The organism is uncultured Aurantimicrobium sp. (assembly GCF_936931525.1).
Classification (GTDB): domain Bacteria; phylum Actinomycetota; class Actinomycetes; order Actinomycetales; family Microbacteriaceae; genus Aurantimicrobium.
In genome coordinates, this window is the sequence record NZ_CAKZII010000081.1 from 21,149 (window position 1) to 38,030 (window position 16,882).

General features: G+C 55.6%; 15 protein-coding genes. 5 read left to right on the forward strand and 10 right to left on the reverse strand.

Translation table 11 applies throughout. The features are described 5' to 3' along the window. Positions 1-14: 14 nt before the first annotated feature. The 4 genes from iolB to iolC all read right to left on the reverse strand — a co-directional run bounded on the left by iolB (position 15) and on the right by iolC (position 4,366). On the reverse strand, positions 15-920 hold the full coding sequence (iolB, locus tag Q0362_RS03555; RefSeq protein ID WP_298119835.1) for a 5-deoxy-glucuronate isomerase: 906 nt from the start codon (positions 918-920) through the stop codon (positions 15-17). A gap of 74 nt (positions 921-994) precedes the next feature. Continuing rightward, a complete protein-coding gene (locus tag Q0362_RS03560; protein WP_298119837.1) occupies positions 995-2,491 on the reverse strand; it encodes a CoA-acylating methylmalonate-semialdehyde dehydrogenase in 1,497 nt (498 codons plus the stop codon). 34 nt (positions 2,492-2,525) lie between these two features. Next, the gene (locus Q0362_RS03565) at positions 2,526-3,407 is read right to left on the reverse strand and encodes a deoxyribose-phosphate aldolase (protein WP_298119839.1); all 882 of its coding nucleotides are present in this window, start codon (positions 3,405-3,407) and stop codon (positions 2,526-2,528) included. Continuing rightward, entirely contained in the window at positions 3,404-4,366 is a 963-nt protein-coding gene (gene iolC, locus Q0362_RS03570) for a 5-dehydro-2-deoxygluconokinase (RefSeq protein WP_298119841.1), read from the reverse strand. The genes Q0362_RS03565 and iolC overlap by 4 nt, the downstream gene beginning before the upstream one ends. Positions 4,367-4,517: 151 nt before the next feature. On the opposite strand from iolC, the gene rmuC reads away from it, so the two are divergent. Together rmuC and Q0362_RS03580 are read left to right on the forward strand one after the other, a co-directional pair. Further along, positions 4,518-5,750, forward strand: a complete 1,233-nt coding sequence (gene rmuC, locus Q0362_RS03575) for a DNA recombination protein RmuC (RefSeq protein ID WP_280794150.1) — start codon at positions 4,518-4,520, stop codon at positions 5,748-5,750. Between the two features lie 15 nt (positions 5,751-5,765). Beyond that, positions 5,766-7,001, forward strand: a complete 1,236-nt coding sequence (locus Q0362_RS03580) for a CynX/NimT family MFS transporter (RefSeq protein ID WP_298119844.1) — start codon at positions 5,766-5,768, stop codon at positions 6,999-7,001. Here the strand turns inward: Q0362_RS03580 and glpX are convergent. After that, positions 6,998-7,936, reverse strand: a complete 939-nt coding sequence (glpX, locus tag Q0362_RS03585) for a class II fructose-bisphosphatase (protein ID WP_298119891.1) — start codon at positions 7,934-7,936, stop codon at positions 6,998-7,000. The genes Q0362_RS03580 and glpX overlap by 4 nt on opposite strands. Positions 7,937-8,147: 211 nt before the next feature. Here glpX and fbaA point away from each other — a divergent pair, with 211 nt between their 5' ends. Both fbaA and Q0362_RS03595 read left to right on the forward strand, forming a co-directional pair. Continuing rightward, on the forward strand, positions 8,148-9,173 hold the full coding sequence (fbaA, locus tag Q0362_RS03590) for a class II fructose-bisphosphate aldolase (protein WP_280794148.1): 1,026 nt from the start codon (positions 8,148-8,150) through the stop codon (positions 9,171-9,173). Between the two features lie 11 nt (positions 9,174-9,184). Continuing rightward, positions 9,185-9,727 carry a DUF6264 family protein gene (locus Q0362_RS03595; protein ID WP_298119846.1) on the forward strand — a complete coding sequence of 181 codons (543 nt, stop codon included), beginning with the start codon at positions 9,185-9,187 and terminating at the stop codon, positions 9,725-9,727. A gap of 26 nt (positions 9,728-9,753) precedes the next feature. On the opposite strand, the gene Q0362_RS03600 is transcribed toward Q0362_RS03595, so the two are convergent. From Q0362_RS03600 to Q0362_RS03620, 5 genes are all read right to left on the reverse strand, one after another. Continuing rightward, on the reverse strand, positions 9,754-10,770 hold the full coding sequence (locus Q0362_RS03600) for an NAD(P)-dependent alcohol dehydrogenase (protein ID WP_298119848.1): 1,017 nt from the start codon (positions 10,768-10,770) through the stop codon (positions 9,754-9,756). A gap of 44 nt (positions 10,771-10,814) precedes the next feature. Further along, positions 10,815-12,287: a mannitol dehydrogenase family protein gene (locus Q0362_RS03605; protein WP_298119850.1), complete on the reverse strand. Its 1,473-nt coding sequence runs from the start codon at positions 12,285-12,287 to the stop codon at positions 10,815-10,817. Between the two features lie 27 nt (positions 12,288-12,314). After that, entirely contained in the window at positions 12,315-13,127 is an 813-nt protein-coding gene (locus Q0362_RS03610) for a carbohydrate ABC transporter permease (protein WP_298119852.1), read from the reverse strand. Further along, positions 13,127-14,056, reverse strand: coding sequence for a sugar ABC transporter permease (locus tag Q0362_RS03615; RefSeq protein ID WP_280794143.1), 930 nt, complete (start codon positions 14,054-14,056; stop codon positions 13,127-13,129). Before Q0362_RS03615 ends, Q0362_RS03610 begins: the two co-directional genes overlap by 1 nt. An 85-nt stretch (positions 14,057-14,141) precedes the next feature. Continuing rightward, positions 14,142-15,491 carry a sugar ABC transporter substrate-binding protein gene (locus Q0362_RS03620; RefSeq protein WP_298119854.1) on the reverse strand — a complete coding sequence of 450 codons (1,350 nt, stop codon included), beginning with the start codon at positions 15,489-15,491 and terminating at the stop codon, positions 14,142-14,144. 346 nt (positions 15,492-15,837) lie between these two features. On the opposite strand from Q0362_RS03620, the gene Q0362_RS03625 reads away from it, so the two are divergent. Continuing rightward, entirely contained in the window at positions 15,838-16,821 is a 984-nt protein-coding gene (locus tag Q0362_RS03625) for an AraC family transcriptional regulator (protein WP_298119856.1), read from the forward strand. Positions 16,822-16,882 lie beyond the last annotated feature (61 nt).

Consider the following 16,882-nt stretch of genomic DNA (forward strand, 5'->3'; position numbering starts at 1 on the left):
CTTTCGGGTGGTGCTTAAGCCGTGTAGGGAAGTCGGGGGTCGATCTCTTGACCGTTCCAGGTCTCGCGGATCCACGCGTGGGCGGGGTCATCGCTGATCTGCCAGACCCGATCAGGGTCTGGGCCAGCCATCACGTTGAGGTAATAGAGGTCGTAGCCCGGTGCTGCAACACAGGGGCCGTGCCAACCGTGAGGAACGAGTGCGATGTCGCCGGAGTGGACCTCTTCAAGAGTGTCGATGGGGCCCGCTGCCGAAGCATAGGTACGCATGTAGCCAAAAGGTTCTGCTTCGACAGGAGCATCTAGGCCTTTGGCAGTCGCGGTTTCGAAATAGTAGATCTCTTCGAGGTGGGACTCGTGACCAGGGATGTGCTCGTCGTGCTTGTGTGGCGGGTAACTGGACCAGTTTTCTGCGGGAGTAATAACTTCGCAGACAATCAGGCGATCAGCAGCTAATGCCTGGGGAGTGCCAAAGTTGTGCACCTGGCGGCTCGACCGTCCGGCCCCACGGAGCTCAACTGGCACCCCCTCAGCAGATATGTAGGCCACAGGAAAATGCTTCTCTGTGGGCGCTTCAGCAACGGTGACGCGGCCGGTGCCGGTGATTTCAGCATCAGTGCCCGTGGGCAGATACAACACGTCAGTTGGGCCGTGGAATACGGACTTTCGTCCGGCCAGGACCTGAGTGTGAGAACCAGGGTCATCAGAGAGCTGGTAAGTCACGGTGTAGGAACCAGACAGCGGAACGATGATGCGTTCCACTGCAGCCGCTTCCAACGGAACAGAGGTTCCTGAAAGTTCTGCCACGCGAATGCCGGTGTACTTCCAACCGTCAATAGTCTTATCGACGACTGATTCCCAGCCGTCGCGGGCCAGCGAGGTGCGCTTGAAGAACCAGTCACCACTGTTTGTGTGTGTCATGTTCTTCACAGCTCCTTTGCGATGGGGGGAAAGTTCCTGGCCGGGCGATAAGACGCCCGGCCAGGGCTGTCTAACTAGTTCTGGGGGAAGCCCAGGTTGATTCCACCGTGGCTGGGGTCAAGCCAGCGGCTGGTGATGGCCTTGCCACGAGTGAAGAAGTGAACGCCTTCAGCACCGTGAGCCTTAGTGTCACCGAACAGTGAGTTCTTCCACCCACCGAAGGAGAAGTACGCCACAGGAACGGGGATGGGCACGTTGATACCGATCATGCCGACCTCGATCTCGTTCTGGAAGCGACGAGCAGCACCACCATCGTTGGTGAAGATCGCTGTTCCATTACCGAAAGCACCGTTGTTGATCAGTTCAACACCTTCGTCATAGCTCTTGACGCGAACGACAGAGAGGACGGGTCCGAAGATTTCCTCGGTGTAGACCTTGGAGGTGGTGGGAACGTTGTCGATCAGGGTGGGGCCAAGCCAGAAACCGTTGTCAGCACCATCGAAGGTGTCGTTGCGGCCGTCGTGAACAACGGTTGCACCATCTTCGATGGCTATATCGATGTAAGAAGCGACCTTGTCGCGGTGAACCTTGGTAACCAAGGGGCCCATGTCGCAGTTACGACGGCCATCACCGGTGGTGAGCTTGCCCATACGAGCCATGATCTTCTCAATCAGTGCATCTGCCACAGGTTCCACAGCGACAATGACGGAGATGGCCATGCAACGTTCACCAGCAGAACCGAAACCTGCGTTGATAGCGGAGTCAGCAACCAGCTCGAGGTCAGCATCGGGCAGAACCAGCATGTGGTTCTTCGCGCCACCAAGAGCCTGAACGCGCTTGCCGTTCTTGGCTGCGGTTTCGTAAATGTACTGAGCAATAGGTGTCGAACCCACGAAGGAGATCGCCTGAACTGCAGGGTGCTCCAGCAGGCCATCTACAGATTCCTTGTCACCGTTCAACACAGTGAAGACACCATCAGGAAGACCAGCTTCCTTGAACAGCTTTGCCATCCAGATAGCAGCGGTGGGGTCTTTCTCGGAAGGCTTCAGCACAACAGTGTTACCTGCAGCAATCGCAACGGGGAAGAACCACATAGGAACCATGGCTGGGAAGTTGAAGGGCGAGATAACGCCCACAACGCCAAGAGGCTGACGGGTTGAGTAGACATCCACACCAGTGGAAGCGTTCTCGGAATATTCACCCTTGAGCATCTGGTTCAGACCACACGCAAACTCCACAACTTCCTGACCACGAGTGATCTCACCGAGAGCATCGGAGAGAACCTTGCCGTGCTCGGAAGTGATGATCTCGGCCAGTTCGCCCTTGCGCTCGTTGAGCAGCTCACGGAACTTGAAGATGATCTGCTGTCGCTTTGCCAGTGACTGGTCACGCCATGCGGGGAAAGCCGCAGCAGCAGATTCAATTGCTGCCTTGATTTCTGCTTGGTTAGCGAGGGCTACCTCCTTGGTGATTTCACCAAGAGCGGGGTCATAAACAGGTGCAGTGCGACCAGAGGTGCTGACAACTTCAGCACCATCAATCCAGTGGCCAACTACGGGAAGAGTAGACATTGATCTTCTTTCGTGAGGGGTTTTCTAAAAGAACTTAAGAACCGTGAACCAGTGCGGCAGCGGTGTCGATGGCGGAGGCTACGTCTCCGTCGGCGGGGTAGAGCAGGCTACGACCAACAACCAGTCCGCGCACTCCGGGGAGTGCAAGGGCTGCCGCCCATGCGGCGAAGGTTTCTTCTGCATCGCCGTTGGGGTCTCCTCCGAGAAGGAGTGTTGGAAGTGTTGTCGAAGCCATAACGCGTTCCATTTCTGGAACAACGGGAAGCTTGAGCCATGAGTAGGCACTGGAGTTACCCAGACCTGACGCAATAGCAATCGACAGGATGACCGCATCGGGTGAGAGGTCATTCACAATCTTGCCATCTACCCACTCGCTCATAAAGGGTTCGAGCATGATGGGAAGCTCTGCGTCTGCAGCATCAGACACTACTAATGCAGTGGCTTCGAGGGTGTCGACAGAACCCGCGTCCTTGAGGTTGATACGAACCAGGTTTTTACCGAAGTCCAGACCTGATTCGACAATGCCATCAACGTCATACGCGGTGTAACGGTCGTCCATCTCGAACGAAGCGCCCTTGAGGCCGCCACGGTTCATAGAACCAACCACGATCTTGTCATCCAGAAGTCCGAGCAGAGCGAGGTCTTCAATGATGTCAGGGGTGCCGAGGACACCGTCAACGCCGGGGCGAGAGAGTGCAAGTGCCAGACGCTCGAGCAAAACGTTGCGGTCCGCCATGGCAGTTTCGTTCTTGCCTACGCCGAGAGCACCACGCGCGGGGTGGTCAGCAGCAACAATAAAGAGCTTGCCGTCGCCACGGAGGAGTTCACGGCGCTTGCGGTTGGCGAGAACTTCGGCAATTTTGCCGGGGTTCTCTGCACGCGTCTTGCGCAGGGCGTCTAAATCGATGGTGCTCATGCGCCAATCTCCTTCAGAATTGCTTCCACCTCTGCCGTCGTTGGCATGGCGGTTGAACATTCGCGGCGGCTTGCCACCACAGCGCCTGCCACGTTGGCAAAGCGCAAAATCTTCTCAAGACCCCAACCCTGGAGCAGGCCGTAGCAGAGAGCGCCACCGAAGCTGTCGCCAGCTCCGAGGCCGTTGATGACATCAACGAAGTAAGGGGGAACCTCAACGGTCTCGTCCTTGGTCTTCGCCAGAACGCCCTTGGGTCCCTGCTTCACAATCGCGAGTTCAATACCGCGCTCTAGCAAAGCATCTGCGGCGCGGTGTGGCTCGGTCTCGCCGACAGCTACTTCGCACTCTTCCTTGTTGCCGACAGCAACCGTGACGTTCTCGAGTGCCTTGGCAACCTGAACAGAAGCGTTCTCGGGGTTCTTCCAGAACATGGGACGGTAGTCCAAGTCGAGGATGGTCAGTGGCTTGCGGCCACGTGCTTCCCACGCAGCGAAGTGTGCGGTGCGGCTGGGCTCCTCTGAGAGACCGGTCACGGTGGACCAGTAAATCTTGGCGTTCGCAATAGCGTCCAGGTCCAGCTCGTTGGCCTTGATGACAAGGTCAGGAGCGATGGGGTCGCGGTAGAAGTAGAGGGGGAAGTCATCTGGTGGGAAGATTTCGCAGAACACAACAGGAGTGTTCAGACCTTCAACGCCGGAAACGAATTCATCGCTCACACCGAGACGACGCAGCTCTTCGTGGACGTACTTACCGAAGGGGTCGTTACCGGTACGGGTAATCACAGCAGACTTGAGGCCGTGGCGTGCTGCAGCAACTGCAACGTTGGTGGCGGAGCCACCAAGGTACTTACCGAAGGTTTCTACCTTCTCGAGGCCCACACCGTCCTGCAAAGGGTAGATGTCAATGCCAACGCGACCGATGGTAATGACATCGAATGGGGTTGTGGATGCGGCGGTCATACTGCGATGTACAACTTTCTCAAGAGGGTTGGATAACAAATCTAATAGCTCTAACGTACATATGTTAGGACATATTGACAAGTCTGACATTACGCGGGCTTAAACGCGAGCGCAACACCGAAATGTCCCCCGGTACTGAGACACTGTGAAGATGGAGTCTTCACTGTTTCTTATCCTTGGTTTGATTGCTGGAATTGTTGCCGGAATTGCCATTGGCTGGGGCTTGCGTGCACGCAAATCTCTCCCCAGCGATGCAGGCGACCTCGCTGTGCGCGCGGCTACTGCCGAAGCTCGCGTCACCGGTAAAGAGGAGCAGATCCAGACTCTGGAGCGCATGCTCAGCGAACTGCGCGAAGTCAGCGAGCGCAAGCAGGAAGACGAAGCAGCACGTGCTCGAGAAGAGCACAAAGTTCTTGAAGCCCTAGCCCCTGTCAAAGAAACCCTGCAGGCGATGCAAACCAAGGTCAACGACCTAGAAAATCAGCGCCAGGAACAGTATGGCCAGATTGCCCAGCAGCTAACCCAGTCCCGCCAGTTTGGCGAAGAATTGCGCGCAACCACCCAGTCACTCGCCTCAGCTCTGAGCTCCAACAGTGTTCGTGGCACCTGGGGTGAAGCACAGCTTCGCCGCTTGGTCGAAGTTGCCGGCCTGACCGCCCACGTGGACTTTGATACTCAAACCACTATGAAGACAGATGGTGGAACCATCCGCCCTGACATGGTGATAAACCTTCCCGGCGGCAAGACCATTGTCATTGACGCCAAGGTGCCCTTCAACTCCTATCTCGAGGCAAGCCAGATCCCCATCACCGCAACTGGTGAAGAGGCAGCTCGTCGCAAGACCCTGATGGACGCTCACGTGAAAGCTGTCCGCTCCCACGTGGACGCTCTGAGCTCCAAGAGCTACTGGAGCGGCTTCGACTTCAGCCCAGAATTTGTTCTGGCTTTCATTCCCAGCGAATCGCTCCTTGCTTCCGCACTCGAGGCAGACCCCACTCTTCTGGACTATGCCTTTGGCAAGCGCGTTGCGCTGGCCTCTCCTGTGAACCTGTGGGCAGTGCTCAAGACCGTGTCCTACACCTGGCAACAGCAGGTCGTAACTGACGAAGCTAAGAAGCTCTTCGACTTGGGAATCGAGCTCTACTCACGCCTCAGCACCATGACCAAGCACACCGAGGACCTGCGTAAGGCGATAGAGAACACCGTCAAGCACTACAACGGTTTCATTTCCTCGCTCGAGACGCGTGTGCTCTCCACGGCTCGTAAGTTCCCTGGCATCGACCCCACCAAGATCCTTCCTGAAGGAATTGAAGTTCACGATGCCCCCAAACCACTGACTGCCGGGGAACTCGTTGATCCTGAGAACAACACCCTCTCCAGCTAATGACATGATGGGAACGTGAGTTCCCCATCAGCTAACGCGCCCCGTGCCTTATTGGCAGGGCGCGTTTTAGCGTTTGCGGGTATCGCACTCGTGGCATTTAGCATGCGTGCAGCTGTTGCAGGTCTCTCTCCACTGATTCCGATTATTGGTCAGACCTACGAGCTGAACACAGCAGCCATCGCGCTCCTGGGATCCATTGCCCCCTTGAGCTTCGCTGCAGGCGGGGTCTTCACCCCACGCATTGAGAAGCGCATAGGCCTTGAGCGCACACTGATTTTGGCGCTAGTTCTCATGATTCTGGGGCACGTCATTCGAGCTGCATCTGTGAACTGGCAGACCTTGGCTGTGGGAACGCTTTCAGCGCTGGTGGGAATGGGCTTTGCCAATGTGGCCATGCCTCCGGTTGTGCGCAAATACTTCCCTGATCGCGTCAGCATGATGACGTCGGTCTATATGTCGATCATGTCGATCAGCGCCTTCTTGCCAGCACTAGTTGCTGTTCCAGTGGCAGATGCCATTGGTTGGCGCGGTTCCCTCTTGCAGTGGGCCGTCATTGCCACCATCGCTCTGATTCCCTGGATTCTGGAATACCGATCACACCGCAAAGACTCGTCGTTTGATGCACCCGAGAAATCCCCACAGGTGCGGAAGATTCATCCCTGGCGCTCCCCCACTGCGTGGGCAGTGGGAACTGTCCTCGCTGTTTCTTCCATCACCGGCTATGCCATGTATGCGTGGATGCCGGTCATTCTCATTGATATTGCCGGGGTTACCCCCGCACAAAGTGGCGCCCTGTTGGCGCTCTTTGCCGGCATCGGTTTACCCCTTGCCTTCGTGACCCCAGGCTTGGCTAAGCGCATGGGAAAGCACGTGCATTGGCTTGTCACTCTCGGCAGTGCCTTCTTTGTTGTGGGCTATCTCGGCTTATTACTCTCGCCCACCCATGGGACATGGATTTGGGTTGCCATCGTGGGCACTGGATGTTTAGAGTTCCCGCTTGCCTTGGTTTTGGTCAACCTGCGAACGGGCAGCGTGCGCAGCTCGATGGCGTTGAGCGGTTTTGCCCAGATCGTGGCCTATCTATGCGCAGCAATGGCACCGCCCCTGATGGGCATGCTTTACAGCAGCACCAATGACTGGACCGTCGTTCTGACGACCCTCATGATCGTCTCAGTTGCAGCAAATATTCCTGCCGCACTGATTCTGCGTCGCAACCGCATGGTTGACGCAGAACTTGCTCTGAAGTCTTAGACCTCGAGCCAGCGGTCAGCGCGGTAGTCGGCCTGAACGCGGCGGATGGTGCCCGAACGACCACGAAGAATGATGCTGTCGGTACGGATGATTGGCCCCTTGCGGCGAACACCCTCCACCAGACCACCATCAGTCACACCAGTGGCAACAAAGAAGGTGTTGTCGCTGGTGACGAGTGAGTCCTGGTCATAAACGTGGTCAAACTTGAGGCCTGCGTCGAGACCCTTCTGCTTCTCGTCATCATCCTTGGGAGCCAAGATGGTCTGGATCATGCCGCCGAGTGCCTTCATGGCACACGCGGTGACCACACCCTCAGGGCTGCCGCCGATACCCACACACATGTCGATGCGTGATTCGTAGCGGGCAGCGTTGATGCCACCTGCGACGTCACCATCGAGAAGAAGACGAGTACCAGCACCGGCGTCACGGATCTCTTGGATCAGTTCCATGTGACGGGGACGGTCCAGCACGGCAACGCGGATATCTCCGACGTTGCGACCGGTTGCCTTGGCGAGCGCACGGATGTTCTCACCAATGGGCTTACGGATGTCGACAACACCGATGCCCTCAGGGCCGGTGGCAATCTTGTTCATGTAAAAGACAGAGGAGGCATCCAGCATGGTGCCGCGGTCTGAGACCGCAATGACGGAGACCGCATTCTGACGGCCTGCAGCCGTCAGGCTGGTGCCGTCGATGGGGTCCACAGCGATGTCGCAGGCAGGGCCACGACCATTACCGACGTGCTCACCGTTGAACAACATGGGAGCTTCGTCCTTTTCGCCCTCACCAATGACGATGACGCCGTCAAAGTTCACGGTGGCAAGGAATGCGCGCATGGCGTCAACAGCAGCCTTGTCAGCTGCGTTCTTGTCACCATGGCCAATGAAAGGCACTGCGCGGATAGCAGCAGCTTCGGTGGCACGCACCAGCTCCATACCAAGGTTGCGATCAGGGTGAAGGTTCAGGATTCCGGTGTTTGTCGTAGTCACGCTCTCAGCCTAGGCGTCGACGCGCGTCACTCCCCAGCCGACGGGCGTAATACTCCGTATTCGTTTCGTTCATACCCGAATCACGCTCACCAGCTGGCTGGTTAGACTAGAGGGGCGCTTTCCCGTTTCTATTCGCGCCACAAATCTAGGAGATGTCATGCCCGTCGCAACCCCGGAACAGTATGCAGAAATGCTCGACAAGGCAAAGGCCAAGGGCTTTGCATACCCCGCGTTCAACGTTTCGAGCTCACAGACGCTCAACGCTGTTCTTCAGGGACTGACCGAGGCCGGTTCTGACGGCATCATCCAGGTCACCACTGGTGGTGCTGACTACTTTGCAGGTCACACCGTCAAGGCACGTGCAACTGGTGCACTCGCATTCGCGAAGTTCGCTCACGAAGTAGCAAAGAGCTACCCCATCACCGTGGCACTGCACACCGACCACTGCCCCAAGAACGCTCTCGATGACTTCGTTCTTCCCCTCATCGCCGCGAGCGAAGAAGAGGTCAAGGCTGGCCGCAACCCCATCTTCCAGTCACACATGTGGGACGGTTCTGCTGTTCCTCTGGCTGAGAACCTTGAGATCGCTCAGATGATGTTGGCCAAGACCAAGAACATCAACGCCATCCTCGAGGTTGAAATCGGTGTTGTCGGTGGCGAGGAAGACGGCGTCTCTCACGACATCAACGACAGCCTGTACACCACCATCGAAGACGGCATCAAGACCGTGGAGGCTCTGGGCCTCGGCGAGAACGGCCGCTACATGGCAGCCATGACCTTCGGTAACGTGCACGGTGTTTACAAGCCCGGTAACGTCAAGCTTCGCCCCGAACTCCTCAAGGAGATCCAGGAAGGCGTTGCAGCTAAGTTCGGCACCGCAGCAAAGCCTTTCGACCTCGTATTCCACGGTGGTTCTGGTTCAACTGACGCTGAGATCGCTGAAGCAGTAGCAAACGGCGTGATCAAGATGAACGTCGACACCGACACCCAGTACGCCTTCACCCGTTCTGTTGCAGACACCATGTTCCGCAACTACGACGGTGTGCTCAAGGTTGATGGCGAAATGGGTAACAAGAAGATCTATGACCCCCGCGCATGGGGCAAGCTCGCTGAGACCGCTATGGCAGCTCGCGTTGGCCAGGCTACTCAGCAGCTCGGTTCTGCTGGTCACTCCGGTAAGTAAGAACCCTCTCCATGGCAGAAACACCTGAGACCACGCCTGCTTCCGACAAGGAAGACAAGGCGACTTCGGTGACCCCTGCCGCCGAGAAAAAGAACGACAAGAACGAATCGAAGCAGGCTCCGACTCCCCTCACTCCTGAGGAGAAGAAGGAGCGGAGCCTTGCTCTCGATCGTTTCATCACCTGGGGTTTGATCTTTGTCGCCGTGTTCTCGGTCTTCTCCGGCCTTGGCGACTACATCAACCCTCGCGCCTCGATGAACCTGCTCTATGACGAGCTGAACACCCTGAACCCAGACTTCAACCTGGGCACCTTCGAGAACATCACCTTCGCCGTTCAAATGGGCTGGGTTGCCGTCACCATTCAAGCCATCGTGTTGGCCATGGTTGTCTGGGTCTCACGTCAGCGCATGAAGGCGAAGAAGTTCTCCTGGTGGATTCCCGTACTGGGTGCTGTTATCTCTAACGCACTGTCCACAGCCTGCATCTTTATTGCGCTGTTCTCAGACCCTGGCTTCCAAGAGGGAATCAATTCCCTCATCAACGCCGGAAAGTAATTCAGCGTCGTTCGCAGAAAAGGTACTTACTTTCCTGGGTAGACAATCGCTTTGAGCTGACCAGCTGTCTTGCCTGCATTCAGGGCTTCCTCAACTTCGTTGAGCCCGAACTTACCTGTGACGAGAATGTCCAAGTCCACCTTGCCACTGGACACCATCTCAATAGCGGTCGGCCAGGTGTTGGTGTAACGGAAGACACCGCTGATCCAGATCTCGCGGTTTTGAATGAAGGAGATGGGGAGGCTGTATTCATCGTGACCGCCACCGACCAAGATGACACGACCTGCTGGGCGCACTGCCAAGATGCCACCCTGTACGGCAGCAGGAGCACCGGAAGCATCAATGAAAGCATCTACTTCAAGCCCAGCGAGCTCATCGACACGAGGATCTAATGCCTGCGTTGCACCGTGCTGCAGAGCAAACTCACGACGGTCTTCTGCCACATCAGTGATGATGACTTCTGCAGCGCCGAGTGCACGAGCAGTCTGAGCAACAATGACACCGATAGGACCAGCACCGGCAATAAGAACTCGGCTACCCTTGCCTACTTCAGCACGTTCACACGCCCAAATACCCACCGAGAGGGGCTCCATCAACGCAGCTGCCTCAAAGGAGACGCTGTCAGGGATCTCGAAGGCAAACTTCGACTGGATAGTGACGTATTCACAGAAAGCGCCATCGATGGGAGGGGTTGCATAGAACTCGATATCGGGGCAGAGGTTGTAACGACCGGCGTTGCACTGGAAGCAGTCGCCGCAGGGTCGCTGTGGTTCAACTGCTACGCGCTGACCAACACGCGCAGGATCAACCTCTGAGCCGACTGCGGTGATGACACCAGAGAGCTCATGTCCCAGGATCAGAGGCTTTTCGACAACGTAGGGGCCAATCTTGCCGTGAGCGTAGTAGTGAACATCACTACCGCAGACGCCGACTGCTTCCACCTGAACAAGAACTTCATCAGCACGAACCTCAGGCACCGGAATCGTCTCAACAGCTAATTCGCCCTGCTTCTTCAGAAACGATGCCTTCATCTGGGTAGTCATGATGTTCTCTTACTTGTTGGTGTGGATGGTGAGGTCGAACTGAATTAGCGGGTGTAGCTGGAAACGGTCTCGTGTGCCCCGCGAGTGAATAGCGATTCAAGTGCTGCGAGATATGGCGCAGTGAACTTCTCGTTCTCGCTCAGGTTGCCAAAGAGTTGTTTGTTCTGGATGAATGCCAAGGGGTTCTCCCGCTGCGAGAGCGCAATGGGGATCAGCTCATCTTTGAGAGGGTCGACCACGTTGATGGGCTCCCCCTGTTCGTCAACACCTTCGGCATAGCGAGCCCAGCTGGCCACAATGGCAGCAGAGAGAGTGACGTCTCCGCCCTGAGCAAGCTGATCGTGGATCACAGGAACAAGCCACTTAGGGATGCGGTCAGAAGACTCAGCACACAAGCGAACTAATGTGTCGCGCACCTCAGGGTTTGAGAAGCGCTCAATGAGCATGTGCTTGTAGGCAGTGAGGTCGATCCCGGGTACAGGGCGAAGGGTTGGAGTCGCTTCGTTATCCATGTAGGCCAGGAGGAATTTGGCAATGGCAGGGTCGGCGAGCGCTTCATGAGCAAAGCGATAACCACTGAGGTATCCAAAATAGGTGAGGCCTTGGTGGCTGGCATTGAGTAAACGTAGCTTCATCAGCTCGTAGGGCTCAACATCTTCGACGAGCTGAACGCCCGCATCCTCAAATGGTGGTCGGCCCATGGTGAAGTGGTCTTCAATAACCCACTGGAAGAAAGGCTCAGCGACAACAGGCCAGGAGTCACTCAGACCGGTGAGTTCTGCCACTTCAGCAATGTCTTCCGGAGCAGTTACTGGAGTAATGCGGTCGACCATGGAGTTGGGGAATGCGACATTTTGCTCGATCCACTCACCCAACTCAGCGTCTTTGAGCTTGGCAAAAGCAACGAACATCTCTTGAGCCACATGACCATTGCCCTGGATGTTGTCACAGGAAAGAACGGTGAACGCGGGTATCCCACGTTCACGCCGACGACGCAGAGCTTCGGTCACAAAACCGAATGCGGTGGAGGGAATTGCGCCATCGAGGAGATCAGCTGCAACGGCAGGCGTGGAGGCCATAAATTCGCCCGTTACGCGATCAAAGTTGTATCCACCCTCAGTGATGGTCAGTGAGACGATTCGCGTCTCAGGGTCTGCCATCTTTTCGATAACGGCTTCTGGGTCATCGGGAGCAAACATGTACTCACGAATGGAGCCAATAATGGAGGGCTCTCGGACACCATCAGGGTGCTTGAGAACGAGTGTGTAGAGGCAATCTTGTTCGGCGAAGACATCGCGGAGTTTCTTGTCTCCATCAAGTAGGCCGACCCCGCAAATGCCCCAGTCAAGCGCCTTGTTCTCATTCATCAACCGATCGAGTGTCATCGCCATGTGTGAGCGGTGGAATCCACCCACACCGAAGTGAACGATTCCAGTCTTGACGGCATCAAGGTCGTATCCAGGAATTGGAACCCCTGCGTTAATCGAGGAGAGGGTTCGCTTGTTGAGGGTCGTCATGATCTATTTGCGTCTTCTAGTCTCGGGTTACTTCACAGCGCCCATAGCAAGACCGCGAACGAGCTGCTTCTGAGCGGCCCATCCAGCGATGATGACGGGGAGAACAGCGATGGTGGAAGCTGCGGAAAGAACTGCAAGGAACTGTCCGCGACCGTCAACGAAGCTGGCCAAGAACGGCGGGGTTGTGCGAGCTGTGTCCGTGGTCAACAGCAGGGCCATGAAGTATTCGTTCCAGGAGAAGATGAAACAAATCAGGGCCACTGCCGCAATACCGGGGACCACGATGGGCAAGACAACTTTGATCAATTCAGTGCGGAAGTTCGCACCATCAATCTGTGCCGCTTCAATTATTTCCATGGGTACTTCATTGAAGAAGGAACGCATCATCCAGACAGCAATGGGGAGGTTCATTGCGGCATAGAGGAAGGTGAGAGCTGTGATGTTATCCAGCAGACCCATGAACTTCAGAATAAAGAAGATAGGAAGAATCGATGCTGCCACAGGCATGAAGCGTGTGGAGATGAAGAAGAACAGGGAGTCCTGAACTTTCTTCACTGGGCGAATACTCAAGGCATACGCCGCGGGGATGGCCAACAACAACACAATCAGTGTCGAGGAAATGCTCGAGGTGAATGAGTTCAACAGAAATGAACCCATGCCACGATCAAAGACAATCTGGAACTGGTCCAGTGTGGGCGTAAAGAAGAACTTTGGTGGGATTGAGGCCGCGTCAGCTTCTGACTTGAACGCGGTCATGAACATCCACGCAATGGGGAAGAAGAACAGCAGGACCAAGATCCAGGTGATGGTGGTAGTCAGCCCACTCTTGAAACGACGCATCAGCGGTCTCCTCCGTTCATGAATACCTTGAACAGAGTTCGAAGGGCGATTGTGGCAACAAGAATCGTGATGAACACGGTAACAACACCGAAGGCAGCCGCCTGGCCCACATCTAGACCAATAAAAGCGCGTTCATAGAGCAGGTAGGACAGCGTCTTTGTTCCACCAGTTCCCTTGGTCATAATCGCAATGGGGTCGAATACCTGGAGCAGCATGATTGAACCCAGCAAGGTCGCAATCTCAATGTATTGACGCATGTGAGGCAAGGTAATCCACTGGAAGGTGCGAATGGGGCCTGAGCCATCAACTGAAGCTGCTTCGAGGACATCTTTGCTCTGGCTCTGCAGACCAGCCAACAGAATCAGCATCATGAAGGGGGTGAACTGCCAGGTCAACAGCATGATGATGGTGACGGCAGGAAGATCTGTGTTCCATGCCACTGGAGGAAGGCCGAGGGTTGTCAACGCGAAGTTGACCATACCGACGTTGGCATCCAGCATGGACCACTTCCAGATCAGCGCTGCCGCGGCAGGCATGATCAAGAAGGGGGTAATGAGAAGTGTGCGGGCAATTGCCTGACCGGGGAATTTGCGGTCGAGAAGAATGGCGAATCCCAGACCAAACAACAGTGACAGGACGACAGAGGATCCTGTAATGAGCACTGTTGCGCCAAGGGAAGAGAGGAAGTCTGGGCCAGTGAACACCGTCACGTAGTTGGCGAACCAGTTGAAGCCAACCTCGTTGGGGTAGAGCTGGTTCCAATTGAGCATCGAGAAGTAGATCGTGACCAAGAAGGGGATCTGGGTCAGGACCAAGGCGAAGATCAGTGCGGGGAGGATGAGCGAACGCGAAAGTCGAACTTTCTTCTTCTCTGCTTGTCCAACCGGTGGCACTGCTTGTGCGCCTGGCTTCTGAACGATGGTCGTCATGGATTTTCTTTCTCGTCGTTGAGTGGTGGGAACCCAGGGCCGGCCTACAAGTAGACCGACCCCGGGCTGAGTTGCCTAAGAAGTATTACTTCTTGTGCGCGTCTCCAGCCTTCTGAGCGATCTCCTGGCCCTTGTTCAGAGCGTCAGCGACCGAGATGCGGCCCGCGATTGCGTCAGCTACAAGCTGAGCAACCTGGTTTCCAACATCCTGGAACTCAGGAATGGTTACGTACTGGATGCCAACCCATGGCTGTGGGTTAACACCAGGCTGCGATGGGTTGACCGAGCTCATGACCTCAAGGGTAATGGGCGCGAATGCAGCAGCAGCTTCCTTGTACTCAGGGATTTCGTAGGTTGAGATACGAGCCCCTGGAGGTACGCGGGTCCAGCCGAGAGTCTTACCAACGAGCTGCTGGTAGTCCTTAGAAGTTGCCCACAGAACGAACTTGTCTGCAGCTTCCTTGTTCTTGGAGGACTCGGGAACTGCGAGGTTCCACGACCAAAGCCATCCGGACTCAGCGGTCTTGTAGGTAGGAGCGTGAGCGTAACCCATCTTGCCGGCAACCTTCGAGGTCTTAGCGTCCTCGAGGATCGATGCAGCTACAGATGCGTCGTACCACATAGCGGTCTTACCCTCCTGGAGGAGGTTCAGGCACTCAGTGAACGAGTAGGAAACAGGGTCAGCCTGACCTGCGTTTGCGAGGAGGTCCTTGTAGAAGGTAACTGCCTCGGTGAACTCAGGAGAGTTAACTTGTGCGTTCCAGTCCATGTCGTACCAAGAACCACCGAAGGTCTGGACAACAGTGGTCAAAGGTGCGAACAGGTCGCCCCAGCCGGGCTTGCCGCGGAGGCAGATGCCCGAGTCAGCGATGCCCTGATCCTTGACAGCCTGAGCTGCGGTTGCAACTTCCTGCCAGGTTGGGTTGTTAGAGATGGTTACGCCTGCAGCAGCAAGCATTTCCTTGTTGTACATCAGGATGGAGGACTCACCGTAGAAAGGCACTGCGTACTGCTTGCCATCTACCGAGAGAGCGTCACGAACGGGAGGAAGAATGTCCTCTACGTCGTAAGTCGCGTCAGCCTTGAGCGCAGGAGTGAGGTCCTGCAGCCAGCCGTTTGCGCCCCACTGTGGAACTTCGTATGCACCAACGGTGACGATGTCGTACTGACCAGCACCGGAAGCGACGTCAGCGGTGACAGCGGCACGAAGGTCGCCCTCTTCCATCTGAACGAAGTTAACCTTGATGCCTGGGTTAGCAGACTCGAATTCGCCCTTGAGCTCTTCCATGTCCTTCATCTGTGGGTTGCTTACAGTTGCGAGCGTCAGAGTGACGTCCTGCTTAGCTCCACCAGCACCTGAACAGCCTGTGAGTGCGAGTGCCGAGGTGGCGAGGATCGCGCTCAAAGCAAGTGCACGCTTTTTAGTCAAAAGCATTGATACTCCTTTGTTGTCGTTGCTTATTACTTACTTGGTGTTCGCCGGACCGTCCCGGCTAAGAAAAGTTGCCTTCACCCCGAAAGGGAGAGAGTTGGAAGCCATCACACCAAAGAAGTGAAAGAGTGAAGACAAATTTTCCTGTGTTGAATGTACGAAAGAAAGAGCTAAACGCAAACCGAAATCCACCCCCACTGACATGGACTTCTGATACTTTTTTGCCAAAACGAACTAATGCTTTTTTGCACCCCATCCATGCCCCCACAGCGCACTGTCGAACTTCCGCTTGTTTACTGGGCAAAACGGGGGTAGATTGGTCTTCAACGAGAAGCCAATGGAGGCCCCCTTGAGTGAGCGTGTTATAAAACCGTTACTTTCTGGAGACACTCGTCCAGCCACAATCGCTGAGGAAATCCTCACCCTCAGCCCTTATCGCGAAGTCATACCGCGTCAGCCAAACGAGTCTTTTCGTTTCCTCAATCATGACTACCCCAGCGAAATTGCTCGCTGGCAATATCACCCAGAGTTTGAAATCCACCTCATCCGTGAGGGCACAGGAAGCTTCATCATCGGAGATACGGTTGGCGCCTTCACCGCTGGTCAGGTTTATTTGATGGGATCAGGTCTCCCCCACGACTGGATGAGTGACCTTGAACCTGGCCAAGTCATCCGCAATCGTGATGCAGTGATCCAATTCGAACGTGAATGGCTTGCAAAGTGCGCCGAAACCATCCCCGAAATTGCCGACACCCGCCATCTGTTGCAAGAGTCCAGCCGCGGAATTCTCTTCAAGGGCGAAACCGCCGAAAAGGCTGCCGTTGAGATTGAAGCTGTGGGTGAGACCGAGGGCATTGCCCGCATCGCACACCTCATGAATATCTTGGCTTTGATGGCAAACGCCCCCTCGGAGGAAAAAGAACTCATCGCTAACGAGTGGTACACCGAACCCAGTAGCCGCGACGAAGCAACAGCAGCAGATGCCGGCATCGCCTACATCTTCGAGAACTTGCGTTCGAATATCCGCATGTCTGAGGCGGCGCGACTTGCATCAATGTCAGAGCCAACTTTTTCGAAATACTTCCGCAAAGTCAGCGGCCTGACTTTTAGTGACATGGTGAAAAAGCTTAGAATTGCCCACGCCTGTCGCCTGCTCGAACAGACAGACAAGGCTGTCTCTGCCATCGCGGAAGACTCCGGCTATACCAACTTGGCAAATTTCAACAAGCAGTTCTTAACTGAAGTCGGCATGACTCCGCGTGAATATCGCAACCTCGATGAAGCCGATCGTCCTGGCGCAAAGGTGTTGAGCTTGGGAACAAAAGCTCCATAAAGCCACCACACTTAAACCTTGGATTCTTTCTGAATTCGTTTTTCTCAAATCCCCTATAAGT